The 25762-nt window shown below is 60.6% G+C and carries 25 protein-coding genes; 17 read left to right on the top strand and 8 right to left on the bottom strand.

Translation table 11 applies throughout. The features are described 5' to 3' along the window. The first annotated feature begins 14 nt into the window (after positions 1–14). On the top strand, positions 15–623 hold the full coding sequence (gene cobO / locus KIN_RS10275; RefSeq protein WP_159806584.1) for a cob(I)yrinic acid a,c-diamide adenosyltransferase: 609 nt from the start codon (positions 15–17) through the stop codon (positions 621–623). 2 nt (positions 624–625) lie between these two features. After that, entirely contained in the window at positions 626–1576 is a 951-nt protein-coding gene (locus KIN_RS10270; protein WP_243144889.1) for a zinc transporter ZntB, read from the top strand. Here the strand turns inward: KIN_RS10270 and KIN_RS10265 are convergent. After that, positions 1571–3241: a thiamine pyrophosphate-binding protein gene (locus KIN_RS10265; RefSeq protein ID WP_159806582.1), complete on the bottom strand. Its 1671-nt coding sequence runs from the start codon at positions 3239–3241 to the stop codon at positions 1571–1573. The genes KIN_RS10270 and KIN_RS10265 overlap by 6 nt on opposite strands. A 111-nt stretch (positions 3242–3352) precedes the next feature. Between KIN_RS10265 and KIN_RS10260 the strand changes: the two genes are divergently transcribed. Then, on the top strand, positions 3353–3892 hold the full coding sequence (locus KIN_RS10260) for an NADPH-dependent FMN reductase (protein ID WP_159806580.1): 540 nt from the start codon (positions 3353–3355) through the stop codon (positions 3890–3892). Positions 3893–3910: 18 nt separating this feature from the next. After that, entirely contained in the window at positions 3911–4690 is a 780-nt protein-coding gene (locus tag KIN_RS10255; RefSeq protein ID WP_159806578.1) for an HTD2 family dehydratase, read from the top strand. A gap of 3 nt (positions 4691–4693) precedes the next feature. Here the strand turns inward: KIN_RS10255 and KIN_RS10250 are convergent, their stop codons facing one another. Next, positions 4694–5737 (bottom strand): NAD(P)/FAD-dependent oxidoreductase, encoded by a 1044-nt coding sequence (locus KIN_RS10250; protein ID WP_159806576.1) that lies wholly within the window; start codon positions 5735–5737, stop codon positions 4694–4696. 52 nt (positions 5738–5789) lie between these two features. On the opposite strand from KIN_RS10250, the gene mnmC2 reads away from it, so the two are divergent. Together mnmC2 and KIN_RS10240 are read left to right on the top strand one after the other, a co-directional pair. Beyond that, on the top strand, positions 5790–6455 hold the full coding sequence (gene mnmC2 / locus KIN_RS10245; RefSeq protein WP_243144888.1) for a tRNA (5-methylaminomethyl-2-thiouridine)(34)-methyltransferase MnmC2: 666 nt from the start codon (positions 5790–5792) through the stop codon (positions 6453–6455). Beyond that, on the top strand, positions 6452–7324 hold the full coding sequence (locus KIN_RS10240; protein WP_159806572.1) for a DMT family transporter: 873 nt from the start codon (positions 6452–6454) through the stop codon (positions 7322–7324). The genes mnmC2 and KIN_RS10240 overlap by 4 nt, the downstream gene beginning before the upstream one ends. A gap of 238 nt (positions 7325–7562) precedes the next feature. On the opposite strand, the gene KIN_RS10235 is transcribed toward KIN_RS10240, so the two are convergent. After that, positions 7563–9497, bottom strand: a complete 1935-nt coding sequence (locus KIN_RS10235; RefSeq protein WP_159806570.1) for a lytic transglycosylase domain-containing protein — start codon at positions 9495–9497, stop codon at positions 7563–7565. Between the two features lie 144 nt (positions 9498–9641). On the opposite strand from KIN_RS10235, the gene dapA reads away from it, so the two are divergent. The 5 genes from dapA to KIN_RS10210 all read left to right on the top strand — a co-directional run bounded on the left by dapA (position 9642) and on the right by KIN_RS10210 (position 14008). Continuing rightward, positions 9642–10514, top strand: a complete 873-nt coding sequence (gene dapA / locus KIN_RS10230) for a 4-hydroxy-tetrahydrodipicolinate synthase (protein WP_159806568.1) — start codon at positions 9642–9644, stop codon at positions 10512–10514. Positions 10515–10616: 102 nt separating this feature from the next. Continuing rightward, positions 10617–11099, top strand: coding sequence for an SsrA-binding protein SmpB (gene smpB / locus KIN_RS10225; protein ID WP_159806566.1), 483 nt, complete (start codon positions 10617–10619; stop codon positions 11097–11099). A gap of 141 nt (positions 11100–11240) precedes the next feature. Next, entirely contained in the window at positions 11241–12089 is an 849-nt protein-coding gene (gene sseA, locus KIN_RS10220; RefSeq protein ID WP_159806564.1) for a 3-mercaptopyruvate sulfurtransferase, read from the top strand. 2 nt (positions 12090–12091) lie between these two features. Further along, entirely contained in the window at positions 12092–13276 is a 1185-nt protein-coding gene (locus KIN_RS10215) for an amino acid aminotransferase (RefSeq protein ID WP_159806562.1), read from the top strand. 108 nt (positions 13277–13384) lie between these two features. Then, positions 13385–14008 carry a queuosine precursor transporter gene (locus KIN_RS10210; protein WP_159806560.1) on the top strand — a complete coding sequence of 208 codons (624 nt, stop codon included), beginning with the start codon at positions 13385–13387 and terminating at the stop codon, positions 14006–14008. A 238-nt stretch (positions 14009–14246) separates the two neighbouring features. Here KIN_RS10210 and KIN_RS10205 read toward each other — a convergent pair whose 3' ends face one another. Next, complete coding sequence (locus tag KIN_RS10205; RefSeq protein ID WP_159806558.1) at positions 14247–15950, bottom strand: SulP family inorganic anion transporter; 1704 nt, start codon at positions 15948–15950, stop codon at positions 14247–14249. Between the two features lie 85 nt (positions 15951–16035). Between KIN_RS10205 and arfB the strand changes: the two genes are divergently transcribed. From arfB to KIN_RS10190, 3 genes are read left to right on the top strand one after another with little or no spacing between them, the layout of a single operon-like run. Further along, a complete protein-coding gene (gene arfB, locus KIN_RS10200; RefSeq protein ID WP_159806556.1) occupies positions 16036–16458 on the top strand; it encodes an alternative ribosome rescue aminoacyl-tRNA hydrolase ArfB in 423 nt (140 codons plus the stop codon). Continuing rightward, positions 16448–17722 (top strand): aspartate aminotransferase family protein, encoded by a 1275-nt coding sequence (locus KIN_RS10195; protein WP_159806554.1) that lies wholly within the window; start codon positions 16448–16450, stop codon positions 17720–17722. The genes arfB and KIN_RS10195 overlap by 11 nt, the downstream gene beginning before the upstream one ends. Then, positions 17712–18626: a phosphotransferase enzyme family protein gene (locus KIN_RS10190; RefSeq protein ID WP_159806552.1), complete on the top strand. Its 915-nt coding sequence runs from the start codon at positions 17712–17714 to the stop codon at positions 18624–18626. Before KIN_RS10195 ends, KIN_RS10190 begins: the two co-directional genes overlap by 11 nt. Here the strand turns inward: KIN_RS10190 and pncB are convergent. Both pncB and pncA read right to left on the bottom strand, forming a co-directional pair. After that, entirely contained in the window at positions 18623–19915 is a 1293-nt protein-coding gene (gene pncB / locus KIN_RS10185) for a nicotinate phosphoribosyltransferase (protein ID WP_159806550.1), read from the bottom strand. The two genes, KIN_RS10190 and pncB, sit on opposite strands and share 4 nt — an antisense overlap. After that, a complete protein-coding gene (gene pncA, locus KIN_RS10180; protein WP_159806548.1) occupies positions 19908–20516 on the bottom strand; it encodes a bifunctional nicotinamidase/pyrazinamidase in 609 nt (202 codons plus the stop codon). Before pncA ends, pncB begins: the two co-directional genes overlap by 8 nt. Before the next feature lie 100 nt (positions 20517–20616). Here pncA and trhO point away from each other — a divergent pair, with 100 nt between their 5' ends. Further along, entirely contained in the window at positions 20617–21522 is a 906-nt protein-coding gene (gene trhO, locus KIN_RS10175; RefSeq protein WP_159806546.1) for an oxygen-dependent tRNA uridine(34) hydroxylase TrhO, read from the top strand. After that, a complete protein-coding gene (gene arsH / locus KIN_RS10170; RefSeq protein WP_159806544.1) occupies positions 21519–22220 on the top strand; it encodes an arsenical resistance protein ArsH in 702 nt (233 codons plus the stop codon). The genes trhO and arsH overlap by 4 nt, the downstream gene beginning before the upstream one ends. Here arsH and KIN_RS10165 read toward each other — a convergent pair. Beyond that, complete coding sequence (locus KIN_RS10165; protein WP_159806542.1) at positions 22201–23397, bottom strand: NAD(P)/FAD-dependent oxidoreductase; 1197 nt, start codon at positions 23395–23397, stop codon at positions 22201–22203. The two genes, arsH and KIN_RS10165, sit on opposite strands and share 20 nt — an antisense overlap. Then, complete coding sequence (locus KIN_RS10160) at positions 23363–24682, bottom strand: UDP-glucose dehydrogenase family protein (RefSeq protein ID WP_159806540.1); 1320 nt, start codon at positions 24680–24682, stop codon at positions 23363–23365. Before KIN_RS10160 ends, KIN_RS10165 begins: the two co-directional genes overlap by 35 nt. Before the next feature lie 145 nt (positions 24683–24827). Here KIN_RS10160 and KIN_RS10155 point away from each other — a divergent pair, with 145 nt between their 5' ends. Beyond that, a complete protein-coding gene (locus KIN_RS10155) occupies positions 24828–25757 on the top strand; it encodes a hydroxyacid dehydrogenase (protein WP_159806538.1) in 930 nt (309 codons plus the stop codon). Positions 25758–25762: the final 5 nt, after the last annotated feature.

The raw sequence follows: 25762 nt of genomic DNA, 5'->3' as shown, positions 1-25762 counted from the left end.
AAGGAGTGCTTCGAATGACCGATGATGCAGAACGCCACGCCACTAAGATGGCGAAGAAGAAGGCCGCCCGCGACAAGATCATGGCGACCAAAACCGACGAGAAGGGTTTAATCATCGTCCATTCGGGCAAAGGAAAGGGTAAAAGCTCGGCCGCGTTCGGGATGATCTTCCGCTGCATCGCCCATGACATGAAATGCGCGGTCGTCCAATTCATCAAAGGCGGGATGAGCACCGGGGAACGGGACCTGATCCTGAGCAAGTTCACCGAAACCTGTAGCTTCCATACAATGGGCGAAGGCTTCACATGGGAAACGCAGGACAAGTCCCGCGATACGGAAATGGCGCAGGCCGCGTGGGCCAAGGCGAAAGAGCTGATCCGCGACCCGGCCCACAAGATGGTTCTGCTGGATGAGATCAACATCGCCCTGCGCTATGATTACGTCGACATCAACGAGGTGGTTACATTCCTGACGGAAGAAAAACCCGAGATGACCCATGTGGTTCTGACCGGGCGCAACGCCAAGGAAGAATTGATCGAGATCGCTGATTTGGTCACTGAGATGGAGCTTGTAAAACATCCGTTCCGGTCCGGGATCAAGGCACAGATCGGGGTGGAATTCTAGGCGTGCCCGAGCTTCTGTGGGGCTTTGATATCTTTGATGACGGGCGGGCAGCACCTGTCACCGACGCGGATATCCCGCCCGATGGCCAAGCCTACCGATGGGTCCATTTTGACCTCGCCACCCCGGATCTGGAACCTTGGCTGGCTGATCGCATCCCGGAACTGGCCGCCGCCGCGCTGGCCCAGTCCGAGACCCGGCCCCGATGCGAGCGGTTGGGCGACGGCATCCTGTTGAATCTTCGCGGCGTCAATCTGAACCCCGGCGCGTCCGTTGACGACATGATTTCACTGCGCCTCTGGCTTGCCCCGGGACTGGTTGTAACGACCCGGCTGCGTCAATTGATGGCCCTCTCGGCGGTGAAAGAGGACTGCGATGCGGGGAACGCCCCCTCATCCATTGCCGCGTTTGTGGATGATCTGACGATCGGTTTGACGGATCGGCTCGAAGGGGTCGTTCTGGAACTGGAAGATCAGGCCGACGGTATGGAAGAGGCAATGTTTCACCCAACCTCTGACATGGGATCCGATCTGGCCCGGCTGCGCCAGCGCATGATCAAGCTGCGCCGTTTTGTCGGTCCCCAGCGGGACGCGATGGTCAAACTGAGTGCGCTGGACACGCCGCTTCTGGACGGCGACACGCTGGGCTCGATCCGCAGAACCACCGATCGGATCACCCGAGCGGTGGAGGCGCTGGACGCCGCGCGCGACCGGTTGATGGTCGTGCAGGATCACATCGACGCTCAGGCGGCGCAGACGCTGGGCCGCAACAGCTATATCCTATCTGTTGTCGCCGCGATTTTCCTGCCGCTGGGATTTGTCACTGGGCTGTTTGGGGTCAATGTCGCGGGCATGCCTGGAACGGAATGGGCATTTGCCTTTGCGTTGTTGTGCCTGACATCAGCCGCGATCGGGCTGGCACTCTACTGGTTATTCCGGCGGATGAAGTGGCTATGAGGCGGTCGCAGCCTCACCCAGTTTGCGCGTTTCGCTCAGGCTGAGGCCCGTCGAAAGCACCTCGTCGTCAAGTTTCAACTCGATCACGGCCAACGTTCCAGCGGCCAGCGCATTGTCCAGCGCGGCGGGAAAATCCTCGGTCCGTTCGACGGTCTGCCCCATGCCACCATAGGCCCGCGCCAGCGCCGCGAAATCAGGGTTTGACAGCTCCGTTCCGCTGACCCGGCCCGGATAGGTCTTTTCCTGATGCATCCGGATCGTGCCGTATTTGCCGTTGTTGGCGACAATCACCACAACCGCCGCCCCGTGCTGGATGGCGGTCGACATCTCATTCAGAGTCATTTGAAAACACCCGTCGCCCGCGAGGCAAATCACTGGCACATCGGGATGCTGCAATTTCGCGGCGATGGCGGCAGGAAACCCGTAGCCCATGCTGCCAGAGGTCGGGGCCAGCTGGGTTTTCGATTTCTTGAACGTAAAATAGCGATGCAGGAAGGCCGCGTAGTTTCCCGCACCGTTGGTCAAGATCGCGTTTTCGGGCAATGTTTCTGAAAGATGGGCGATCACCTGTTCCATTTTTACCGAGCCGGGGGTTTCTTGCGGGGCTTGCCACGTCTCATAGGCCGCCCGCGCGCCTGCCCTCCATTTCGCCCACGACACTTTTTGCGATGGGCTAAGCGCGGTCAGTTCGGTCAGCACCGCAGACGCATTCGCTGTGATTGGAATGTCCGCGTGGTACACCAGACCCGGCATCTCTGGTTCGGGGTGCACATGGCAGATCGTCTTACCCGTGGCCGCCGGGTCCATCAATTCGTAGCTGCCCGTTGCGATGTCCCCCAGCCGGGTGCCCAAGGCCAGCAAGAAATCCGCATCCTTGAGCTTCGCCGCAAGGGCCGGGTTCATCCCGACACCAAGATCGCCGACGTAGCAGACGTGCCTGTTGTCGAGGTAGTCCTGCCTGCGAAACGGGACCGCGACGGGCACATCGAAGGCTGCCGCAAACGTGGCCAGGTTATCTGATGCCGTCACAGACCAACCGGGCCCGCCCGCGATCACCAATGGACGCTCCGCCTGTTCCATTGCATGTGCGATGCGCTCAGCATCGATCATATGCGCCTTGGCCTGTGACAGAACCACTTTCGGGCGATCAGGTGTATCGGCGTGACCAGACAGCATGTCTTCGGGCAGCGCCAGAACAACCGGACCGGGACGACCGGACATGGCCACGGAAAACGCACGGGCGATGTATTCCGGCAATCGCGCGGTTTGATCCACCTCGGTGACCCACTTGGCAAGTGGGCCGAACATGGCCCGGTAGTCGACCTCTTGAAACGCCTCCCGATCCCGGTGACCGCGCGCGATTTGTCCTACAAAAACCACCATCGGCGTCGAATCCTGACGGGCCACATGGATGCCAGACGAGGCATTGGTGGCACCGGGGCCACGCGTTACAAAAAGAACGCCCGGTGTGTTGGTCAATTTGCCATGGGCTTCTGCCATCATCGCCGCAGCGCCTTCCTGACGGCAGACAACGTTCTCAATGCCGCTGTCATAAAGACCATCAAGCGCGGCCAGAAAGCTCTCACCCGGCACAGAAAACACCCGTTTGACGCCTTGAATGGCAAGCTGATCCGCCAGTATTTGTCCGCCGTGCCGTGATCCCATTGCGCCAACTCCCTGCGTTCGCCATCGTTTTCCGAGCGTTTTCCGCAAATTGCAATGACAAAGGAAACGTCTGCCCTAACTGTCTGAAATCTCGAAAAAGGATCGACCACTATGACAGAATATGCCCTTCTTGGTATCTCCGGCTCACTTCGCAAAGACTCGTTCAACACAAAGCTGATCCGGGAAGCCGCGCGCTTGGGCGAGGCGACGACGTTCACGGAGGGCGACCTGAACCTGCCGTTGTTCGACGAAGACCTCGAAGCGGAAAAGGGCATTCCCGCGGCGGTTCAAACGCTTTCGGACAAGATCGCGGCCGCCGATGCGGTGGTTATTTCCTCGCCAGAGTACAACAAGGGCATTCCGGGTGTGTTGAAGAACGCGCTCGACTGGGTCAGTCGGACGGATGGCAATCCGTGGCAGGACAAACCCCTGGCCATCATGTCCGCAACGGCTGGCCGGGCGGGCGGCGAACGCACGCAGTTTGACCTTCGCCTCAAAATGGTGCCGTTCCAACCGAACATCCTGCAGGGGCCGGAAGTTCTGGTCGGTGGTGCCTCAAACCATTTTGACGAGGACGGGCAGTTGATCACTGACAGCTATATCGACTTTCTCACCAAGCTGATGGACAAGCTGAAACGCGAGATCAAATAGCGGGCCGCCGGATACCACATGGACGACGCTCTTGTGCTGACAGACCGGATAGATGCCGCGCGCATCCGTGCGTTAAACACCGTTTTGGGGCTGGAGGACGACGTCCCCCATCCGTTCGCGCATCAGGTGTTTTTCTGGGACGCCCAACCCACGGCCGAGCTAGGTCGCGACGGGCATCCCAAGACGGGTGGGCTTATCCCTGATCTGGGATTGCTTCGCCGGATGTGGGCAGGGGGCCGACTGGCGTTCCACGCCCCGCTAAAAGTCGATACTCCGGCGGAAAAGCGCAGCAGATGTCTGCGGTCTGGCCTCAAAGAGGGCAAGCAAGGCACGCTGGCGCTTGTGACACTGGAACATGTGATCGTTCAGGATGGCAGCACGGTGATCACCGACGAACAGGATCTGGTCTATCTCCCGGATACGCCATACAGCCCACGTCCAGCGCAACTGATGCCGGACGGTGGTACCATCGCCCAAACCCACACCTTCACGCCAACCGAGCTTTTTCGCTACTCTGCGCTCACCTTCAACGGCCACCGCATTCACTACGATCGCGACTACGCGAAAGACATCGAAGGTTATCCGGGCCTCGTTGTTCATGGCCCTCTTCTGGCCCAACACTTGATGCTTATTGCGGAGCGGACATTGGGCACCCTTGGCCGGTTCGAGTTCCGGGCAATCGCGCCGCTCTTTGACGGGGAAGAGGCCAATTTTCATCTCAATGAAACGCAAGACCACCTTGCACTCTGGGTCTCTGGCCCGGACGGTAGGTTGATCCTTCAGGCCCGCGCAGGTTGAGCCTTATCCCAACGCGGTCTCGACACGAAACGCGTCAGGGATGGTATCAACACCGCCCAGGATCAGATCCGCCATCACCTCCCCCACCTTAGGGGCCATACCGAATCCGATCTTGAAACCACCATTCGCAATGAAGCGGTCGGATGCCATAGGGTGCCGCCCCAAAAGTGGCGCGCGGGTCCGGGCCCGCGGGCGGACCCCAGCCCACCGTTCGAGGACGGGGGCCCCTTGCAAAACGGGAAACGCTGCAACCGCCCGCGCGTGAACCGCCTCAAGCTGCGCATCGGTAGACGCGGGCGCCTCCCAGCCGCGCTCACTGGTTGATCCCACAGCCACAGTCCCGTCCGCATGGGGAATGATATGAAGCGCGTCCGCAAAAAGCTGCGGCCTCTCAGGCGCGGCGTATTCCAAAAGCAGCGCCTGCCCTTTCACGCCGTTGCCCATCGTACGGCCCAGATCATCGGACAAGGACAAAAGACCAGCATAGCCTGTTGCCTCGACCACAAAACCCCGCGCGGCACCTCCGGTCACAACAACACCACCTTGGCGCTTGATTGCCGTCGCGAGCGCCGCGCAGGCCTGCCTTGGATGCAAACGCGCGCTGAGTGTGTCGCGGATCACCCATCCCGTCGGTGATGCTGGTGCCCAATCGCCAAGACCTTCGGCGTGCTCGACGAACCATCCCGCCTGCCCCTGCCAGAGTTCGCGCGCAGACACCTCTCGCTTGCGTGCCAACTCCAGGCCGTGATCATCCAGCACAGGTTGCAGACGGCCAAGCCTACCATAGCCCGGGTTCTGCCCAGAAACCTTCGCCACCTCTCGCCAATACGCCTCGGCCATGATCAGGCTTTCAAACTGAAACTGCTTTTTCTCGTTCCAGTTTTCGGGCGTGTGCGGCGCCAGTGCGCCCACGATCCCGCCACTGGATCCAGCCCCTACACCACCGGGGTCAACGACCGTCACCTGCGCCCCGCGCTGCAGGCACGACCATGCCACGGACAGACCGAATATGCCCGCGCCGAACACCGTTACTTCAGGTCTAGACAAGCGCGCAGCCCTCTCCCATTGTCGCGACGTTTGTGATGTAGGACAAAGCCCCGTGACCTGCCAGCGTGAACCGATTGAATGGAAGGCCAGCGGCGTTCCGGTATCCCAGCGGTTTGATGATCCCTACTACTCGCTCGACAATGGGCTGGACGAAACGCGCCATGTTTTCCTGCAAGGTAATGACCTGCCCGCGCGATTTGCAGACGGCTTCCATATTGCTGAACTGGGCTTTGGCACAGGGCTGAATCTTCTGACGGCGTGGCAGGCGTGGCAAGCCGCAGGAACTCCGGGTACGTTACAGTTCACCAGTTTCGAGGCCTACCCGATGGAGGCCGACGATATCGCACGTGCCTTGTCTGCTTTTCCCGAACTGGACACTGATCTGGTCGTAAATGCATTCACGACCGGTCAGACCCGCATTCAGACCGACGGTTTGGAGGTACAAATTATTCCGGGTGATGCGCGGGACATGGTCCCCGCATGGGATGGTCTGGCGGACGCATGGTTTCTCGACGGGTTCTCGCCCGCCAAAAACCCGGAGTTGTGGGACCCTGAACTTCTTGCCGCCGTTGGACGCCATACGGCGCCTTCCGGCACCCTCGCGACTTACACAGCGGCCGGCCACGTAAGGCGAGCCTTGGCAGACGCCGGGTTTGAGATCCATCGGGTTCCCGGGTTCGGACGAAAGCGGCACATGAGCGTCGGGCGACTGAAATGACGGAGGCCAACACCCGCATGGGCATTTGGCTGATGGTGGCAACCACTTTTGTCTTCGCGATCCAAGACGGCATCTCGCGCCACCTCGCAGGCGAATACAACGTGTTGATGGTGGTGATGATCCGCTACTGGTTCTTCGCGGCTTTCGTCGTCGCCGTGGCCGCGCGCGCCTCAGGTGGTTTGAAAGCGGCCGCTCAGACAAGTCAACCGATCCTGCAGACCTTTCGCGGGCTTCTTCTTGCCGCGGAAATTTGCGTGATGGTGCTGGCGTTCACGCTTTTGGGCCTCGTCGAAAGCCATGCGATCTTCACCAGCTATCCCCTTCTGGTCGCAGCCTTGTCCGGCCCGGTTCTGGGTGAGCGGGTCGGTTGGCGCAGATGGGCTGCAATCGGCATCGGGTTTGTGGGGGTGCTGATCATCCTGCAGCCCGGCGTGGCAGTGTTTTCGCCGCTCGCGTTGATCCCTCTGACCTCTGCCGCGATGTTCGCGCTCTACGCATTGCTGACCCGTTACGCGGCACGGGCGGACAGCACAGCCACAAGCTTCTTCTGGACAGGCACCGTGGGCGGCGTCGCCATGACCGTCGTCGGTCTGTGGTTTTGGGAGCCGATGACGCCGCGCGACTGGCTCTGGATGGGATCACTCTGCATCACCGGTGCGCTTGGACACTGGCTGTTGATCAAATGCTACGAGGTCGCTGAAGCCAGCGCCGTACAGCCCTTTGCCTATCTGCAGCTTGTCTTTGCCTCGCTTATCGGGCTGACGATCTTCGGCGAAGTGTTGGAAATGAACGTCGTTATCGGGGCGGCCATCGTTGTCGGGGCGGGTCTGTTCACGCTGTTCCGCGCACGGCAGGCACCGCACGATTGAGATACGGTTCGCTAAGGTCTCTTGGCTATATATCCGCCCCGGTACCGCGCGAGGGCTTGCTCTCGCAAACATCTATGTGGTTACGGGTCGCAGCCCGGTCTGGCACGCCGGGCAGTGTGCGATCAGAAGGTGATCACCGGTGAACATCGCATGCGGGGTAAAATCCCGTCCGGCACAACCGCAGCTTTCGGCGGCGCCGCCTTTTCCTTGGCCAAAGGCTCAAAAGCCTAAGGCATATCTACTGTTTGAGCACCGATGTCAGCGCCGGGTCCTCCACCCGGCCGCTGAGCCGTGCGCGATAGGGCGCAAAGCTTTCGGTCACGCGCATGACGTAGTTTCGGGTCTCGCTGAACGGGATGTATTCAATCCAGTCCACCACATCGACGCGGTCCGATCTGGGATCGCCCAGTTCGGACATCCAGCGGTTCGCCCGGCTGGGGCCTGCATTGTAGGCAATCGACATCAGCACCGGGTTGTTTCCAAACCTGCGGGACAAATTGGCCAGATATTGGCTGCCGAGGCGGGCGTTATAAACCGGATCGCTCAAAAGTCGGGTGCTGCTGTAGCTCTCACCGACCTGCCGCGCCACCTCCTGCGCCGTGCGGGGCATCAATTGCATCAACCCGCGCGCACCTGCGGAGCTTACGACGACCGGATCAAACTCGCTTTCGCGCCGGGCGATGGACAGGGCAAACTCGGGCGAGACAGGCAAATCCAGACCGGCGGGCGTCGCGATGGGAAAGTAAGTCCGGTAAAGCTCATAGCCCTGTCGCGCGGCCAGCTTGGAGACCATCAGCGCGATATGCGGCTCCTCCAGCTCCAACGCCAGATCGGCCATCTGACCTAGGGCCACCCGGTCCGATCCCTCAACCGCATGCAACATGAACCGCTCTGTCAGATTGCGATGACCGGCTTCGTGCAGCGCTAGGATCGCATCGAGGATGCTGGAGTTCGCAAAGGACGCCTGACGCCACGATGGGAAGATACCCTGCCCTGTCATGTTCGGATCGGCCGGCAGACCGGCCCGCTCTGCAGCAAGTTGTCCGTAGAAGCTGCTTTGATACTGTGCGCCCTGGGCGTAGGCCTCAGCAGCGGCAGCGTCATCGCCCAAAGCCTCGTGGGCGCGGCCCAACCAGTAACCGGCACGCCCCAGCGAGATCGGCGTGGCAACCGCGGCCCCAAAACGCTCGAAATGCGCGACAGCTTCAGCGGGGGCCTCCAACTGTCGCAGCGCAAGGAAACCGGACAACCATTCCAGATCGGCGTAATCCGACCCGCCTTTCATATAGTGAGACGACGCAATCGCGTAAGCCTGTTCGGCCTTGCCGCTGCGCATGTAATCTCGCGCCAGTGCGCGCCGTTGTTTGGCCCATGCGGACGGACGCCCCAAATCAAGCGCAGAGATCGAACGCTCCATCAGGATCTCAACTGCCGCCTCGTCCCGGTCACGCCTGAGCCGCCACAGAAACCGCTCATAGGCAAGCCCGGCGTCATCGCGTAGACTTTCCGGCACTGCTTCGATCAAGGTGTCGACGCCTTTTTCGTTTTTACGAAGCGCAATCCGCGCCTTGGCCAGCTTGACGTAGTCGTCGCTCACCAGATCGAACATGCGCTCGGCCTCGCTATGGGCACCACGCCACACCAGCATATCCAGCCGCTGGACGTGTTGGTCTTTCACGGTGTTGCCATTGCGCGTCACATAGGCGTCGTGCTCCGACTGGGTCATCGCGAAAGTCATCCATGCACGGCGCAGCTCGTTCGATCCGGCGCTGTTCTGTCCCGTCCGGTAGAGCGCTTCGGCATAGCGCAAAGAACCAGTTCCGGTTTGCGGCTGGGTGCCCTTAAAAAATTGCAACACCCGATCAGGGTCGGCCCCACGCGGGATAGTGTTCTCGCACCTTCGGCGCAGCAACGGCATGCCCGGCCAATCGCCAAACGCTGTGACAAAGCGCTGGCATTCGGCAAACGTACCCTGCTGCCCCCGCAGTCGCATCCAGTCGATCATGTTCAACTCAGGTCCCGCAAGACCGGCACGCAAGGCCTCAACCTCGGTCCAATTCCCCCGTTCCGCGGCCCGCAAGGCATCGTTGAAGCTGGCGGCATTCGCCGCACCAAACCCAAATGAGGCGGCCATCAGACACGCTATCAGGGCCTTGTAAAAACGATCTCGCATAGGATCCGGTCCACTTCTTGGTCCCTGCGGTGTAGGCGGCCCACAGGCACGCGGCAACACACAAACGGGTCATGATTGGCCTTGCGGCATCTTCATGTGAACGGTATGCGCGCCCACACAGTCACTCAAGTAAGGAGACGCGTTATGTTTAAGGGATCGTTACCCGCACTGGTCACGCCGATGAAAAACGGTGCAGTGGACTTCAACGCGCTCAAACGTCTGGTAGAGTGGCACGTGGATCAGGGCTCAAACGGGCTGGTGCCCGTTGGCACGACCGGCGAAAGCCCGACCCTGACCCACGAGGAACACGATGCTGTCGTCGAGACGGTCGTTCAGACCGCCGCTGGACGCTTACCCGTCATCGCAGGCGCCGGGTCCAACAACACGGTGGAAACCGTCCGTCTGGTGAAACACGCCAAGGCTGCGGGCGCCGATGCGGCGCTGGTTGTGACACCCTACTACAACAAGCCAACCCAGCGGGGCATGATTGCGCATTTCATGGCCGCAGCAGACTGTGGCTTGCCGATCATCATCTACAACATCCCGCCCCGGTCTGTGGTGGACATGACGCCCGAGACGATGGGGCAGCTGGCCAAGCACGAAATGATCATCGGCGTGAAAGATGCAACCGGCGACGTGGCCCGCGTGTCACTGCAACGCATGACCTGCGGTAAGGATTTCGTTCAGCTCTCGGGCGAGGATGCATCTGCCATAGGCTTCAATGCACAAGGCGGCGTAGGCTGCATCTCGGTCACCGCCAACGTGGCGCCGAAACTCTGCGCCGAATTTCAGGCTGCGACGCTGGCAGGCAATTACACAGATGCGCTTGAACGTCTGGATCGCTTGATGCCGCTCCACAAAGCGATCTTCACGGAACCAGGCGTGGCCGGGGCCAAATACGGCCTGTCGCTCTTGGGACACTGTTCTGACGAAGTGCGCTCGCCCCTGACAACGCTGGACGATGGCACACGCCTGATGATCAAGGACGCCATGATCCACGCCGGTCTGATCACCTAAGGCCAGTTCCTTCTTTCTGGCTAAAATACTCTCGCCGAAGGCGTCCCTCGGGCAGCCTTCGGCATTGACGTGGGTCTGTGGCGCGCTTACCTCTGCCCGACCATGGCCAAACCCAAGACAGCAGAAGAAAAAAACTACAAGATCGTCGCCGAAAACCGGCGCGCGCGGTTCGATTACGCGATCGAGGAAGACATCGAATGCGGCATCATGCTGGAAGGCTCAGAGGTCAAATCCCTGCGCACCGGCAAGGCCCAGATCGCCGAAAGTTACGCCGCTGTCGAGGACGGAGAGCTGTGGTTGGTCAACAGCTACGTTCCGCCCTACGAACAGGCCAAGACGTTCCAGCATGACGAGCGCCGCCGCCGCAAACTTCTGGTGAACAAACGCGAACTGGCGAAACTCTGGTCCGCCACACAGCGTGAGGGGATGACGCTTGTCCCGCTGGTGCTTTACTTCAACCACAAGGGCCGGGCGAAGCTGAAGATCGGCATCGCGAAGGGCAAGAAGCTCTCTGACAAACGCGAAACCTCAGCCAAGCGCGATTGGCAACGCCAGAAAGCCCGGCTGATGAAGGATCACGGCTAGGCCGCGCGGCGGGCGAACGCACCCGTCTCGCCAGATAACATCCCGTCGATCCGATCAAACCGCAGGCTCTGCGGTCACCACATCCCTTGAACCCTTTGGCCACTCAAGCTACCTCGGTAGGAAGCGGTGGAGGCGTGGTAGATGGCGGATGATCCCAAGACTCTGGTCAGCACAGACTGGCTGGCGACCAATTTGAGAAACCCCGATTTGCGGCTGCTTGATGCATCTTGGTATCTGCCGGATATGAAGCGGGACGCTCAGGCGGAATACAGGGCCGCTCATATCCCCGGCGCACGCTTTTTCGACATCGACGAGATTTCGGACACACGCTCTGCCTTGCCACATATGGCGCCGCCGGTGGAAAAATTCATGTCCCGGATGCGGGCGATGGGCGTAGGCGACGGGCATCAGGTTGTTGTCTATGACGGCGCCGGTCTGTTTTCCGCCGCGCGGGTCTGGTGGCTGTTTCGCCTGATGGGAAAGACTGAGGTTGCCGTGCTGGATGGCGGGCTCGTCAAATGGATGGCCGAGGGGCGCGAAACGGAAGATTTGCCGCCTATTCCGAAAGAGCGCCACATGACCGTGCAGCGTCAGGCCCACCTTGTGCGTGACGTGACGCAAGTGGCCGCGGCCTCGAAGCTGGGAGATCATTTAATTCTGGATGCCCGCGGCCCCGCACGCTTCAAAGGGGATGAACCGGAACCACGCGAGGGTTTGCGGGCCGGCCACATACCCGGTTCGAGAAACGTCTATTATAAAGATCTGCTGAACACCGACGGCACGATGAAGCCCGTGGCGCGTCTGCGCGAGATCTTTCACGACGCCGGTCTCGACAGCACCAAACCGGTGATCACGACCTGCGGCTCGGGCGTAACTGCCGCCATTCTCAGCCTTGCCTTGGAGCGGATCGGCCACAAGTCGCACTCGCTCTATGATGGATCCTGGGCTGAATGGGGTCAGTTTGACCAGCTTGCGGTCGAGACGGGCTGACAATGTTCGAGGCTCTGCCCCAGCAACCGGGCGATGAGATCATCGCGCTGATGCAGGCTTTTCGCGCTGACCCGCGGGAGACAAAACTCGATCTGGGCGTTGGTGTTTACCGCGACGCGCACGGAAACACCCCCGTTATGGGCGCCATAAAGGAGGCTGAGCGCAGGCTCTGGCAGTCCGAAACCACTAAGACCTATGTGGGTCTCGCCGGTGATCCGGAGTTTGCCGACGCTATGCGCCGCCTGATCCTGAATGATGCGGTGTCAGCGGATCATGTTACGGGCGCCGCAACAACCGGCGGAACAGCTGCCTTTCGCGCGGGGCTTGAGATGATCCAATTGGCCGCGCCCGATGCGCAGATCTGGATCAGCGCGCCCACATGGCCGAACCACCCATCGATTATCTCTTACCTGAATATGCCCATGTCAGAGTACCGGTATTTCGATCCCGAGACCGGCGGCGTGGATTTCGACGGCATGATGACGGACCTTTCGAACGCGGCACCCGGTGATGTGGTTTTGCTGCACGGCTGCTGCCACAATCCCACCGGGGCCAATCTGAACGCGTCCCAATGGCAGGATGTGGCTGAGATCATGCGAACCAAACGTCTGATCCCTTTTATTGATCTGGCCTATCAGGGGTTCGGAAACGGGCTTGATGCGGATGCTTACGGTGTCCGGCATCTGGCCAAGACGATGCCCGAGATGATCATTGCGGCCAGTTGCTCCAAGAATTTCGGCGTGTATCGGGACCGGGTCGGGGCGCTGTTGCTGGTGTCGCAGGACACCGGCGTGCAAGGCGTGGCCCGTGACACGGCGGCATTTCTCAACCGGCAGGCGTACTCTTTCCCGCCGGACCACGGCGCGCGGCTGGTGACTATGGTGCTGAACGACCCGAACTTGCGCGCGCAATGGCAGGCAGAGCTGAGCGATATCCGTGATGGGCTGTCCTTGTTGCGAACAGAGCTGGCACATGCGCTGCGGCAACGAACCGGGTCAGATCGGTTCGGGTTTCTCGCTGAGCATCGCGGCATGTTCTCCCGCCTTGGCGCAACCCGCGCCCAAGTAGACGAGATGCGCGAGGTCCACGGAATCTACATGGTGGGCGACAGCCGCATGAACATTGCGGGGCTGAACACCTCAACCGTGCCGCTTTTGGCGGACGCAATCGTCGCAGCGGGCGTCTGACATCTGAGGGCGAAGGGGCTTGCGCCCGTGAAAGCCTTGTCCTAAACGACCGCCTTCGCAGGGCATTTGCCCCAAGTCTCCGCTACCTTGTCAAAACGGAACACATCAATGACCCGTCTTCTTCCCGGCGTTTTCGCCATGGCCGCTATTGTGGTCACATCAAACATTCTTGTGCAGCACGTCATCGCAGGTGGCTGGCTGACATGGGGGGCCTTCACATACCCCTTCGCCTTTCTCGTCACGGATGTAATGAACCGCGTCTATGGAATGGGACCCGCCCGTCGCGTGATCTATGTCGGCTTCGTTGTTGGCGTCATCTGTTCGCTGATCGGCACCCAGATTATGGGGGAGTTTGGCCCGCTCGTAACCCTGCGCATCGCCGTCGGCTCGGGCATCGCCTTCCTGACGGCGCAACTTCTGGATGTGGTGATTTTCTCGAAGCTGCGCGACCGGTCGTGGTGGACCGCGCCACTGACGTCCAGCGTGATCGGCTCCGCTGTGGACACTGGGCTGTTCTTCACGATTGCCTTCGCAGGTGCGCTGACCTTCGTCGAACCGGGCAACGATGTCAGCTGGGCCAACGAGGCGCGCGCGCTCTTCGATATGGGACCTGTGATGCCGTATTGGGTTGGTCTGGCCATTGCGGATTATGGGGTGAAACTGGGCATCGCGTTGGTCGCTTTGATCCCCTTCCGGATACTCGTCACAAAACTTTCTCACGGTGCGACATAAAAATTCTTGTTTTATCCACAAGATGTGCCACCATCTGAGATAACAGCAACCAGAGAAAGGAGGTGTCCATGTCTAGAGTGATTTTGGAGAGAGGTGTCAAGCAAGGTTCGGAGGTGCGTTTCTAGGGGCAGCCCCCTGACTCACACCGAGGGATCGGGTCAGACCCACTTGGCCCACCTCCGCTAGATCTCGGAAAGGTCGCTGCGCTGTCAGCGACCTTTTCTCTTTTCAAAAAGCCTCACGGCTGCGCGCCGTCGCACTCCAGCGTTAGCGCCTCAACGCCTTCCTCGACGGTCTGATAACACGGGTAGGTTTTTCCTGGCCCGGCCTTTCGCAGGGCCTCATGGACAGGCTCGTGCAACGCAGCAAAGCCCATGACCAAATCACGCTCCTTCAGGGAGCTGAGCAATCTGTTAAGCATCCGAATGCCGCTTGCATCAACGGCATTCACACCGCGCATGTCCAAAAGCAGCCCCTTCGCCTCGGGATGTTTCGCCAAAAGCTCGCTGAGCTGATCCTCACAATGTCCGACGTTGCCGAAGTAAAGAGAGCGATCAATGCGAACCACCAAAACAGGTAATGTATCCACATCGATGTCGTCTCGATCAACGGAACGGTAGATCTCCCCGTCCTGCGCAGATCCGATGCGGGTCACCCGAGGCAGGCTGGAAAACCACAGGAACGCCGCGATGCCCGCCAGCGCACCGATCAGCAGACCGGTCTGGACGCCTGTCAGTACCGTTGCCAGAAACGTGACCGCAATGACCCCGCCCTCGGTCGGGCTGTGGCGCCAGACGGCGCGGATTTCATCCAGCTTGATCAAACCAAAGACCGCGCTGACCACAAGCGCGGCCAAGGCCGCCTCGGGCAGCAGCGCCAGAACCGGGCCGCCGAACAGGATCACCGGCAGCACCAGCAGCCCGGCAAACGCCGTGGCCAGCGGCGACCGCGCGCCTGTGTCGTAGACAAGTGCCGACCGGCTGAGGGAAACACCGGTTGGATACCCACCGGTCATGCCAGCAGCGACATTCGCCGCGCCGACCGCTATCGCTTCCCGACTCGTGTTGAGCGCCTTGTTGTCCCGTCCTGACAGGGATTTTGCAACAGCCGTACCTGTCACAAAAACGATCAGCGCGACGACAGCACTTGGACCCAGAAGGCTCAACCACGCCTCAAGACTGTGCAGCGGCACGCCAATCTCGGGCAACGCACCAGACGGCGGCGCGACCCGCGCAATCCCATCGCCCAAACGTACCGCCGCAAGCGTTGCGGCGATCATGACAAGCAACGGAATGCTCTTGGCGAGCGCAAGGCGGTAGGGCGGATGGACCCCGATCCGCCAAAGCGTAGCCGCCCCATAGCGGTCACCAATGAGCAAAGCCGCCAAAACGCACAGGCTGAGCAGAACCGTTGGCAGATGTGGCATGCCTGCACCCAGAAAACCTTGCGTTCCGGCAACAAGGTCGCCCGCGCGTGGAATATCGAGGCCCAACAACGCCGGCACCTGACTGGTCGCGATCAGCACGGCAGCTGCGGCGGTGAAGCCCAGAAGCGCAGGTTCACTGATGAAATTGACCAGACGGCCTAACCGCACCAGTCCAAGGGCCAGTAGGATCGCCCCGGTCTCGATGGCCATGATGGCGGCCGCAGTCATTGGGGGCAGATCACTTCCCCCCACAGCGTCCGCCACCAGCAAGGAGGCCAGCGCGACAGGCCCCACCGAAACAAACGCGCTTTGCCCGAAGAGGGCATAGAGCAGTGGCGGGATCATCGCGGTGTAGAGGCCTGCCTCTGGTGGAAGGCCCGCCAGCAAAGCGTAGGCCATAGCCTGCGGGATCAGCAGGATCGCCAGAATAAACCCGGCCAAGCCATCTGCCGTCAAATGACCCGGCTCATATCCCGCCAGCCAAGACGGCGTCAGACTTGAAAGAAACGAACGCATATCAGGCACCTAGCCCGGTTGGGGCTCTATTGCCACTTCATCGCGCCCCTTTCGCTTTTTCACCGGCGCGCTATGACTTGGTGCCATGATCCGGATCACTGACACCATCACGATTGAAGACTGGGAACTGACGGAACACTTCGTGCGCGCATCCGGCCCCGGTGGGCAGAACGTCAACAAGGTGGCCACGGCAGTGGAACTGCGGTTCGAGGCGGCCCGATCCCCCAACCTGCCGGAGCCTGTGAAGACGCGGCTCAAACGGCTGGCGGGTCGGCGCTGGACCACGGACGGGGCGATCATCCTGCAGGTGCAGGACACCCGCAGCCAGGCCCGAAACAGGGAAATTGCCGAGAAACGCCTGCGCGACCTGATCCTCAAGGCGTTGGAAAAACCGAAGCGGCGCATTGCCACCCGTCCCACACTCGGCTCCAAACGCAGGCGCATCGCAGCCAAAAAGCAACGGGGTGAGGTAAAATCCCTGCGCGGAAAGGTCGACTATGACGGCTGAGATGCTGGCGCGCCGCGCGCGGCTCATGGGGCCAAACGTGCCGACCTTCTACGAAGATCCCGTCCATCTGGTACGCGCAGAGGGCGTGTGGCTCTGGGATGCAGACGGGCGGCGGTATCTCGATTGCTACAACAACGTTCCCCATGTGGGACACTGCCATCCGAAAGTCGTCGAGGCGATCGCGCGCCAGTCCGCGACGCTCAACACGCACACCAGGTATCTGCATGATGGTGTGCTTGACTACACCGAACGCCTGACTGCAAAGTTCAGCCACGACCTGCGCCAGATGATCATGGTCTGCACCGGCTCCGAAGCCAACGACATCGCCCTTCGCATGGCACAGGCTGTCACCGGCAAAACCGGCTTCATCGCAACCGACAACACCTATCACGGCAACACCAGCGCGGTGTCGCAATTATCCACCCGCAGGCCGCCCATCGGCGGGTATCCCGATCACGTCCGACTGGTCCCGGCCCCTGATACGGTGCGCCCCGTGGGCGGAAAGCTTGAAAACCAGCCTGACGCATTTGCAGAGAACGTTGCTCGCGCCATCGCGGAGCTGGACGCCAACGGCCACGGCTTCGCGGGCTTCATGTTGTGCCCGACATTTGCGAATGAAGGCTTCCCGGCCCTGTCCCCGGGATTTCTGGATCCCACCGTCGAGGTCATCCGCAAGGCAGGCGGGCTGATCCTGTGCGACGAGGTGCAGCCGGGCTTCGGGCGGATCGGCGCGGAATGGTGGGGGCATGACTGGCTGGGCTTTGCGCCGGATGTGGTCACCTTGGGCAAGCCGATGGCAAATGGTCACCCGGTCGCCGCAGTTGTGACGCGACCAGATGTGATGGCTGCCTTCCGCGAGGCATTTGGCTATTTCAACACCTTCGGTGGCAATCCTGTGTCCTGCGCGGCGGCGCTTGCGACGCTGGACGTTCTGGAGGATGAAAATCTGATCCAAAATGCGCGAGATGTCGGGGCTTACGCGCTGGACCGTTTACAAAGGATCGACCACCCCTTGAAGGCCGAGGCGCGTGGATTGGGCCTGTTTTTCGGAATTGAGTTCGTACGGCCTGACGGCACACCGGCCGGCCCATTCACCGCCGCCGTGGTCGAGGGGATGCGGCAGGAGGGTATTTTACTGAACCGGATCGGGCGCCACATGAACACGCTGAAGATGCGCCCACCTATGCCGTTTGGTCGCGATCACGTGGATCTGGCCATGGACACGTTGGAGGCTATTTTGGCCCGCACCCCCTATGATACCTGACGCGATCCTGTCGCAGTGGGGGCCGCTTGCCGCACCGCCCCGTCTTATCCGGGATCGAGAGAACGCGGTCTACGAGGTGCAGTTTGCCGATGGGACACACGCCGCGTTGCGTCTGCACCGGACGGGGTACCAAAGCGCCGAGGGCATCCGGTCGGAACTCAGATGGACAGAGCGCCTGGCGGATACGGGCTTCCCCTGCCCCCGGCCATTGCGCACGAAGGCGGGCGACCTCATTGCGGACGGCATGCCTTGCGCATCCGTGGTCACATGGATCGATGCGGCGCCTATCGGCGAGAATGGCGTGCCCTTTGACGGCCCGCTGGCCGAACAGTGCGCGCTCTATGAACGGCTCGGGCGTCTAATCAAACGGCTGCATCAGACGACCGACCGGCTTGATCAATCAGGTATCACACGCCCGCACTGGGATCTGGATGCGCTGCTGGGGCCTGACCCGCTGTGGGGTAGGTTCTGGGACAATCCGGCCCTTGCCCCGGCAGAGGTCGAGACCCTTCTGATTGCCCGCGGTCAAGCAGCGGAGGCGTTGGCCGCGCTGGAAAATCCCGATATCGGTTTGATCCACGCCGATCTGTTGCAGGAAAACATTCTGCAGGCGGACGACGCCCTATCGCTTATCGACTTTGATGACAGTGGCATGGGCTACAGGCTCTATGATCTGGGCACGGCCCTGATCCAGCATGCGGAGAACCCCGATCTGGACTCGTTGGCGGATGCGCTGTGCCGCGGATATGATGCGCCGGGGGCTCGGGCGGCTGTCCCGCTGTTCATGATGCTGCGGGCGTTCGCATCATGCGGGTGGATCATCTCCCGAACTGGAGCAGATGACCCCCGACAGCGGTTCTACGCGGAGCGCGCGCTGCGATGCGTGGACCGGTTTCAGGCCTAGACCACGACCTCTAGCTCTCGCTGAGCGCCGACGTTGAACACACGTTTGTAGCGCTCGATCTCAAGCGCGGGCCCCATGGCTTTGCGTGGATTGTCCGACAGCTTAACCGTCGGTCTTCCATTCGCAGACACCGCCTTGCAAACCAGCGAGAAAGGCGCGAGGCCATTGTCCGGCACCAGCCCCCGGAAATCATTGGTCAGCAGGGTGCCCCACCCAAAGGATACCTTCACCCGGCCTGCGAATTGCGACTGAAGCTCTTCTATCTTGCCCACGTCCAGCCCGTCGGAAAAGATCACCAGCTTGTCGCGCGGGTCTTCACCGCGGGACATCCACCATGCAATCGCACGCTCGGCCCCTTCCGCGGGATCGCCCGAGTCGATCCGGATACCGGTCCAGCCGGCCAGCCAATCGGGCGCATTGGTTAGGAAACCGTCCGTGCCGTACGTGTCAGGCAGGATGATGCGCAGGTTACCTTCATGCTCCTCATGCCAATCAGCCAGAACATCGTAGGGCGCGCGCTTCAGAGACGCGTCATCATCTGCCAACGCGGAATAGACCATTGGCAATTCATGAGCATTTGTTCCGATGGCTTCGACCTCGCGGCGCATGGCGATCAGGCAATTGGAGGTGCCAATAAACTTGTCGCCCAAGCCTTCCATCATCGCCTGTACGCACCAGTCCTGCCACATGAAACTGTGCCGCCGTCGTGTGCCGAAATCAGCCAGCCTCAGTCCATCCAGATGTTGTAACCGCTCGACCTTTTCCCACAGGCGCGTCATGGCGCGGGCATAGAGAACTTGCAGTTCAAACCGTCCCATGTCCTTCAGGACCGCGCGGGAGCGCAACTCCATCAGCACGCTCAGCGCCGGAATTTCCCAAAGCATCACTTCGGGCCATTTGCCTTCAAAGGTTAATTCATACTGTCCGTCGCGCTTTTCCAGATGGTAGTCGGGCATGCGAAAGCCCTCAAACCATTCCATGAACTCGGGCCGGAACATCTGGCGTTTGCCGTAAAACGTATTGCCGCGCAGGAAGGTGCTTTCCCCCCGGCTGAGCGACAGAGAGCGAATATGATCAAGCTGTTCGCGCAGTTCGCCCTCGTCGATCAGATCAGCCAGACGAATGTCCTTGCTGCGGTTGATCAGCGAAAAGGTGACATTCGTATCGCGCTTGTTGCGAAAGACAGACTGGCACATCAGCAGCTTGTAGAAATCCGTGTCGATGAGCGACCGGACGATGGGATCAATCTTCCATTTGTGGTTGTAGACCCGTGTGGCGATATCAACCATGAAGCGTCACCCCTGCCTCTTTCATCCCAGCGCGAGCCATCTCCAGTGATCCGTCCAGATCGATGGCACGGCAGAGCGTCTGATCGACCTCCACCTTGTACCCAAGGTGTGCCCCATCAACCGCTGAGAAATTCACGCAGAAATCCAACGCGAGCCCCACAAGGGTCAGTTTCGTGATGGACCGGGTGCGCAGATACCCGTCCAGCCCCGTGGGTGTCTGGTGGTCGTTCTCAAAAAAGGCGGAATAGCTGTCGATCTCCGGCCGGAACCCTTTGCGTACGATCATCTGGGCCGGGTCCGTTGCGAGGCTGGAATGAAACGCCGCGCCGTCTGAGCCTTGGATGCAGTGGTCTGGCCACAAGACCTGCGGGCCGTAGGGCATCTCGATCACCTCATAGGGGGCCTTGCCCGGATGAGACGACGCAAAGGACGAGTGCCCCACGGGGTGCCAGTCTTGTGTGAGAACGACGGTCTGAAACTCGGCCATCTGCGCGTTTATGCCCGCGACAATCGCGTCGCCGTCCTGAACTGCAAGCGCACCGCCGGGGCAGAAATCCTTCTGCACGTCGATGACGATCAGGGCGTGTTCCGATCCGCGCATAGCAATCCTCCTGCAAGACTTTCACTTTGCTAGGCGCGGGGCGCAGCGGCGTCAACCACGCCCCTTGATCCCTGTGTACGCGGACCGTATTTGGACGGGTATGTTCACCGTCGCCGCCCTTTATCATTTTACACGCTTTGACGCGCCTGCTGACCTGCGCGAAGAGCTGCGGGACGTGTGCGACGCAGGTGGCGTCAAAGGTACGCTGCTGCTGGCAGAAGAAGGGATCAACGGCACAATCGCTGGACCCCGCGCAGGCATTAACGCAGCGTTGGCTCATATTCGCGCCCTGCCCGGATGCGCCGATCTGGAACACAAGGAAAGCACCGCCGAAGTGATGCCATTCGCGCGCCTCAAGGTCAGGCTGAAGCGAGAGATTGTCACTATGGGCCAGCCGGATGTCGATCCGCAGGCTGGCACCGGGCACTATGTGGCCCCCAAAGACTGGAACGCCCTGATCGCGCAGGATGATGTGGTCGTCATCGACACGCGTAACGATTACGAGGTGGCAATCGGCACGTTCGACGGTGCCGTGGACCCGCAAACGCAGAGCTTTGGCGAGTTTCCTGCGTGGTGGCAGGCAAACAAAGACCAGTTCGAAGGCAAGAAAGTCGCCATGTTTTGCACCGGCGGCATTCGCTGTGAGAAATCCACCAACTACCTTTTGGGCCAAGGGGTCGAGGATGTGTCCCACCTGAAGGGCGGGATCCTCAAGTATCTCGAAGAGGTGCCCGAAGAAAACAGCACGTGGTCGGGATCGTGCTTTGTGTTCGACGGGCGCGTCTCGGTCGGGCACGGACTCAAGGAAGGGCCGCACACGCTGTGCTTTGCCTGCCGTCGCCCGCTGAACCCCGAAGATGAGACCCGACCAGAGTATGAAGCGGGAGTGTCCTGCCATCGGTGTATCGGGGAATATTCCGACACGGACCGGGATCGGTTCCGGATGCGTCAGAAGCAAATCGCCTTGGCGCGCGCGCGCGGCGAAACCCATATCGGGACACCATGACGACACCCAACATCACCGAGGATGCCTTTCATGCAGCTGATGGCGAGGCCCTGTCAGCAGACGCGTCGCGCCCGGTACGGATCCTTTTGCTTTATGGCTCGCTGCGAGAAAGGTCCTTTTCGCGGCTGATGACCGAAGAGGCCGCGCGAGTTCTGACGAAACTGGGCGCCGAGACGCGCACCTTTGATCCGCGCGATCTGCCCTTGCCCGACGCGGAAGGCACCGATCATCCCAAGGTCGCCGAATTGCGCGATCTGGTGACGTGGTCCGAAGGCATGGTTTGGTGCTCACCCGAACGCCACGGGGCAATGACTGGCATCATGAAGGCCCAGATCGACTGGATCCCGCTTTCGATGGGCGGCGTGCGCCCGACACAGGGCAAGACACTGGCTGTGATGCAGGTCAATGGCGGCTCGCAGAGTTTCAATACGGTGAACCAGCTGCGCATTCTGGGTCGCTGGATGCGGCTTTTGACCATTCCGAACCAGTCGTCGTGCCCGAAGGCCTTTCTGGAATTTGACGACAACGGTCGGATGAAATCCTCCCCCTTCTACAACCGCATGGTCGATGTCATGGAAGAACTGGTGAAGTTCACACTGTTGACCCGTGACCGGAAGGACTATCTGGTGGATCGCTATTCAGAGCGCGTCGAAAGCCGCGAAGCGCTGTCCAAGCGGGTCAACCAGACATCAATCTGACCGCCTTTGACGCGACCATCTTGGCGGCGCGGCGCATTATCATCGGTGCGGAAAACTCGTTGCGCATGAAGGCGATCAGTTCGGCATCGCTCAGCTTCGCGAGGCGGTCCATGCCCCTGTCCCATTGCTGCGGCGAATACCCGGCGGCGGTCTTGTTCGCCCACAGCCCGACCCGGTACTGAAGCGCCAGACGTCTTTGCACGGAGCTCTCCCAAGTTTTCAGTGGTCGGTCGTTTCCGGTGTCCAGGGTTCGGGACAGCGCCGCGCCCAATGCCCGGCCCTGCTCGATGCAAATCCGGATCCCCTCCCCCAAGGTTGGCGTCGCCATATGCGCGCTGTCGCCCACACGAATGACTTGGCCGTGGATTAGATCACGCTCGAACGGCACCGAGGGGATGATCCCTGCGTTCACGTGGTGGTTCGCGGGCTGCGGGATACCCATGCGCACCAAGGCATCACTGGCGAGCAGCTTCTCCATCATCACGCGCGGCGATGTCGGATTGTCCGGCTCCAACACCCCAACGCCCAAACGGACGGCGCCCTCGCGTGTTGGAAAGGCCCAGCCGTACCCACCCGGGATAGTGCTGCCGAAAAACAGCACGGCGCGGGTCCGGTCGAACGCAGTGGTCTGGAATTCATATTCGATGCCAACACCCCGGCGGTGGGGTTTTTGGTTCAACCCGAGGTTTTCGAGCACGGCCATATGCCAACCGGACGCATCGATGACATAGCGCGCGGTCACCGTGACCTCGCGCTTATCCGGTCCGCGCAGCAGGACGCGATAGGCGTCTCCTTGCACCTCCGCCGACAGGAACTTGGTGCCGGTCCTGATCTCCGCCTGTGCTGAGGTCGCCAGCCATTGATACAGCGCCGTCACATCCAGAATAACGACGGGATCGCTGTCCAGACCGACGGGCAGATGCCGCCCGTCGGTGTAGAGGTCCACGCGTCCGACGATATGGTAGAGCGTCTCTGGAATGCCCAGTGCCGTCACATCGGCCAGCCAGGATCCGCCCGAGGTCCGCACGGGTTTGCCGATTTCACGGTCCTGGTGCACTAATAGCGCGCGCGTGCCCGGTGCCAGCGACTGCGCGACGGCCAGCCCCGCAGGCCCGCCGCCGACAATCAGAACGTCATAGGTCTCAGACGCCGTAATCCGACCGCCCCACGGACACATAGGCCTCGAACCCGGCCGCCTTTGCATCGGACGGGTCATAGACGTTGCGGAAATCAGCCATCTTCGGCGCAGACATCACACCGGCCAGTCTCGACAAATCGAGGGCACGGAATTCGTTCCATTCGGTCAGAATAACCACAAGATCTGCGCCTTTCGCGGCCTCGTAGGGATCATCGAGCCAGTCGCATCCGGGCAGCAAATCCTGACCTTCCCGATAACCTTGGGGGTCCACCAGCCGAACCTTCGCACCGCCTCCCACCATGGCCGGCACAAGCGTCAGCGATGGCGCGTCCCGCATGTCATCAGTGTTCGGTTTGAACGTCACACCCAGAACGGCGACGGTCTTGTCCTTGAAGCTGTTGCCGCACACGTCACGTAGTTTTTCAACCAAGCGATGTTTGACCTCTTCGTTGACACGGATGACCGTCTCGGTGATTGCCATCGGGCTTGCGACGTCCTGTCCGATCCGCGCAAGAGCCTTGGTATCCTTGGGAAAGCAAGAGCCGCCATAGCCCGGACCTGCGTGCAAAAACTTGTTGCCGATCCGCCCGTCAAGCCCGACCCCTTTGGAGACCTTCTTGATGTCCGCGCCGGTCTTTTCGCACAGGGCCGCGATCTCGTTGATGAACGTAATTTTCGTGGCCAGAAACGCGTTGGCCGCGTATTTGATCATCTCCGCACTTTCAAGATCTGTCGTCAGGATCGGGAAGTCGCGCAGGTAAAGCGGGCGGTAGATGTCTTCCATCACCTTCGCGGCGCGCTCGGTCTCTACGCCCACGACAACGCGATCGGGCTTCATGAAATCCTCGATTGCCGCCCCTTCGCGCAGGAATTCCGGGTTGGAAGCCACGTCGAAATCAAGATCGGGGTTTGCAGCTTTCACAACCTCATGCACCTTGCGGTTGGTGCCCACGGGCACCGTCGATTTGGTGACGATCACCGCGTAGTCCTTGGCGGTTTTGGCGATTTCTTCGGCTGCCGCAAAAACATAGGTCAGGTCCGCGTGGCCATCCCCGCGCCGGGTCGGCGTTCCCACAGCGATAAAGATCGCATCGGCGCCCTCCAGCGCACTGGCAAGATCGCGGGTAAAGGACAGCCTGCCTGCCTCGACATTCTTGGCCATCAGAACATCCAGACCGGGCTCAAAGATCGGTACTTGGCCTGCCTGCAGCTTGTCTATCTTGGTCTGATCCTGATCGACGCAGACAACATGATGTCCAAAGTCCGAAAAACACACACCCGAGACAAGACCCACATAGCCTGTCCCTATCATCGCAATCTTCATGAAAGACCTCGTTCCTATCGTCTTCTGTCGGGGCCGTTCTTAACGATATGTCGACCGTTGACCAGCAAAGTTCTTGAAACAATCACCCGCATGACGGACTGATAGCAAAAAACCACCGTTGAGAGCAGCAACACGCGGGGACAAGATGAAAAAAGTCATCATTTCAGAATTCATGGATGAGGCGTCCGTGGATGAGCTTCGCCAAACCTACGACGTTCTCTATGATCCCGGTCTCGTGGACACACCGGACAGCTTGTTTCAGGCACTGGGCGACGCGGACGCGCTGATCGTGCGGAACCGAACGCAGGTCAAGGAACAACTTTTATCCCACGCGCCCAATCTGAAAGCGGTCGGACGGTTGGGCGTTGGGCTCGACAATATTGATCTGGACCTATGCGCCGCGCGGGGCATTGCCGTTCACCCCGCGAGTGGTGCCAATGATCTGGCGGTGGCGGAATATGTTCTGTCCACCGCTATGTCGCTGTTGCGGCGGGCGTATAACGGGTTCGACCGAATGGTCGCGGGCGAATGGCCTCGTCAGGACATGGCCGGATACGAGTTGTCGGGCAAGACGTTGGGCCTCGTAGGGTTCGGGTCCATTGCGCGCCAGACCGCGGGCAAGGCCCACACGCTTGGTATGTCCGTCGAGGCCTATGACCCGTTCGTATCCGAGAAAGATCCCATATGGGCCCATGCCGGGCGGCGCGAGACTTTGCTGGAACTGGCAACGTCCGTTGATGTCCTAAGTCTGCACGTCCCGCTGACAGAAGACACTTATCACATCGTCAACGCGGATCTTCTGGACGCGATGCACCCAAAAGCGGTTCTGATCAACGCTGCGCGGGGCGGCGTGGTTGATGAGGTGGCTCTGGCAATGGCATTGCGCAACGGGCGTCTGGGTGGCGCGGCGCTCGACGTGTTCGAGACGGAACCGCTGACCGCCGAGGCCGCCGCGAAATTCAAAGATCTCACCAACCTCATTCTGACGCCCCATATCGCTGGTGTCACGCAAGAAGCGAATGTCCGTGTCAGCGCGCTGACCGCCCAGAATGTGCGACGCACTCTCGTCACCTAGGACCA

This window comes from Litoreibacter roseus (genome assembly GCF_009811795.1).
GTDB lineage: Bacteria > Pseudomonadota > Alphaproteobacteria > Rhodobacterales > Rhodobacteraceae > Litoreibacter > Litoreibacter roseus.
Note: the sequence above shows the minus strand (reverse complement) of the source record. Positions and strands in the feature narration are given on the sequence as shown.

Coding starts and splice junctions, on each gene's coding strand:
- KIN_RS10255 (WP_159806578.1), top strand. CDS start 3,911: ATGGACGACGCTCTTGTGCTGACAGACCGGATAGATGCCGCGCGCATC.
- sseA (WP_159806564.1), top strand. CDS start 11,241: ATGGCGGATGATCCCAAGACTCTGGTCAGCACAGACTGGCTGGCGACC.
- KIN_RS10160 (WP_159806540.1), bottom strand. CDS start 24,682: ATGAAGATTGCGATGATAGGGACAGGCTATGTGGGTCTTGTCTCGGGT.
- KIN_RS10190 (WP_159806552.1), top strand. CDS start 17,712: ATGATACCTGACGCGATCCTGTCGCAGTGGGGGCCGCTTGCCGCACCG.
- arsH (WP_159806544.1), top strand. CDS start 21,519: ATGACGACACCCAACATCACCGAGGATGCCTTTCATGCAGCTGATGGC.
- pncB (WP_159806550.1), bottom strand. CDS start 19,915: ATGGTTGATATCGCCACACGGGTCTACAACCACAAATGGAAGATTGAT.
- pncA (WP_159806548.1), bottom strand. CDS start 20,516: ATGCGCGGATCGGAACACGCCCTGATCGTCATCGACGTGCAGAAGGAT.
- KIN_RS10210 (WP_159806560.1), top strand. CDS start 13,385: ATGACCCGTCTTCTTCCCGGCGTTTTCGCCATGGCCGCTATTGTGGTC.
- KIN_RS10155 (WP_159806538.1), top strand. CDS start 24,828: ATGAAAAAAGTCATCATTTCAGAATTCATGGATGAGGCGTCCGTGGAT.
- dapA (WP_159806568.1), top strand. CDS start 9,642: ATGTTTAAGGGATCGTTACCCGCACTGGTCACGCCGATGAAAAACGGT.
- KIN_RS10260 (WP_159806580.1), top strand. CDS start 3,353: ATGACAGAATATGCCCTTCTTGGTATCTCCGGCTCACTTCGCAAAGAC.
- KIN_RS10265 (WP_159806582.1), bottom strand. CDS start 3,241: ATGGGATCACGGCACGGCGGACAAATACTGGCGGATCAGCTTGCCATT.
- cobO (WP_159806584.1), top strand. CDS start 15: ATGACCGATGATGCAGAACGCCACGCCACTAAGATGGCGAAGAAGAAG.
- smpB (WP_159806566.1), top strand. CDS start 10,617: ATGGCCAAACCCAAGACAGCAGAAGAAAAAAACTACAAGATCGTCGCC.
- trhO (WP_159806546.1), top strand. CDS start 20,617: ATGTTCACCGTCGCCGCCCTTTATCATTTTACACGCTTTGACGCGCCT.
- KIN_RS10235 (WP_159806570.1), bottom strand. CDS start 9,497: ATGCGAGATCGTTTTTACAAGGCCCTGATAGCGTGTCTGATGGCCGCC.
- arfB (WP_159806556.1), top strand. CDS start 16,036: ATGATCCGGATCACTGACACCATCACGATTGAAGACTGGGAACTGACG.
- KIN_RS10215 (WP_159806562.1), top strand. CDS start 12,092: ATGTTCGAGGCTCTGCCCCAGCAACCGGGCGATGAGATCATCGCGCTG.
- KIN_RS10195 (WP_159806554.1), top strand. CDS start 16,448: ATGACGGCTGAGATGCTGGCGCGCCGCGCGCGGCTCATGGGGCCAAAC.
- KIN_RS10240 (WP_159806572.1), top strand. CDS start 6,452: ATGACGGAGGCCAACACCCGCATGGGCATTTGGCTGATGGTGGCAACC.
- KIN_RS10165 (WP_159806542.1), bottom strand. CDS start 23,397: ATGTGTCCGTGGGGCGGTCGGATTACGGCGTCTGAGACCTATGACGTT.
- KIN_RS10205 (WP_159806558.1), bottom strand. CDS start 15,950: ATGCGTTCGTTTCTTTCAAGTCTGACGCCGTCTTGGCTGGCGGGATAT.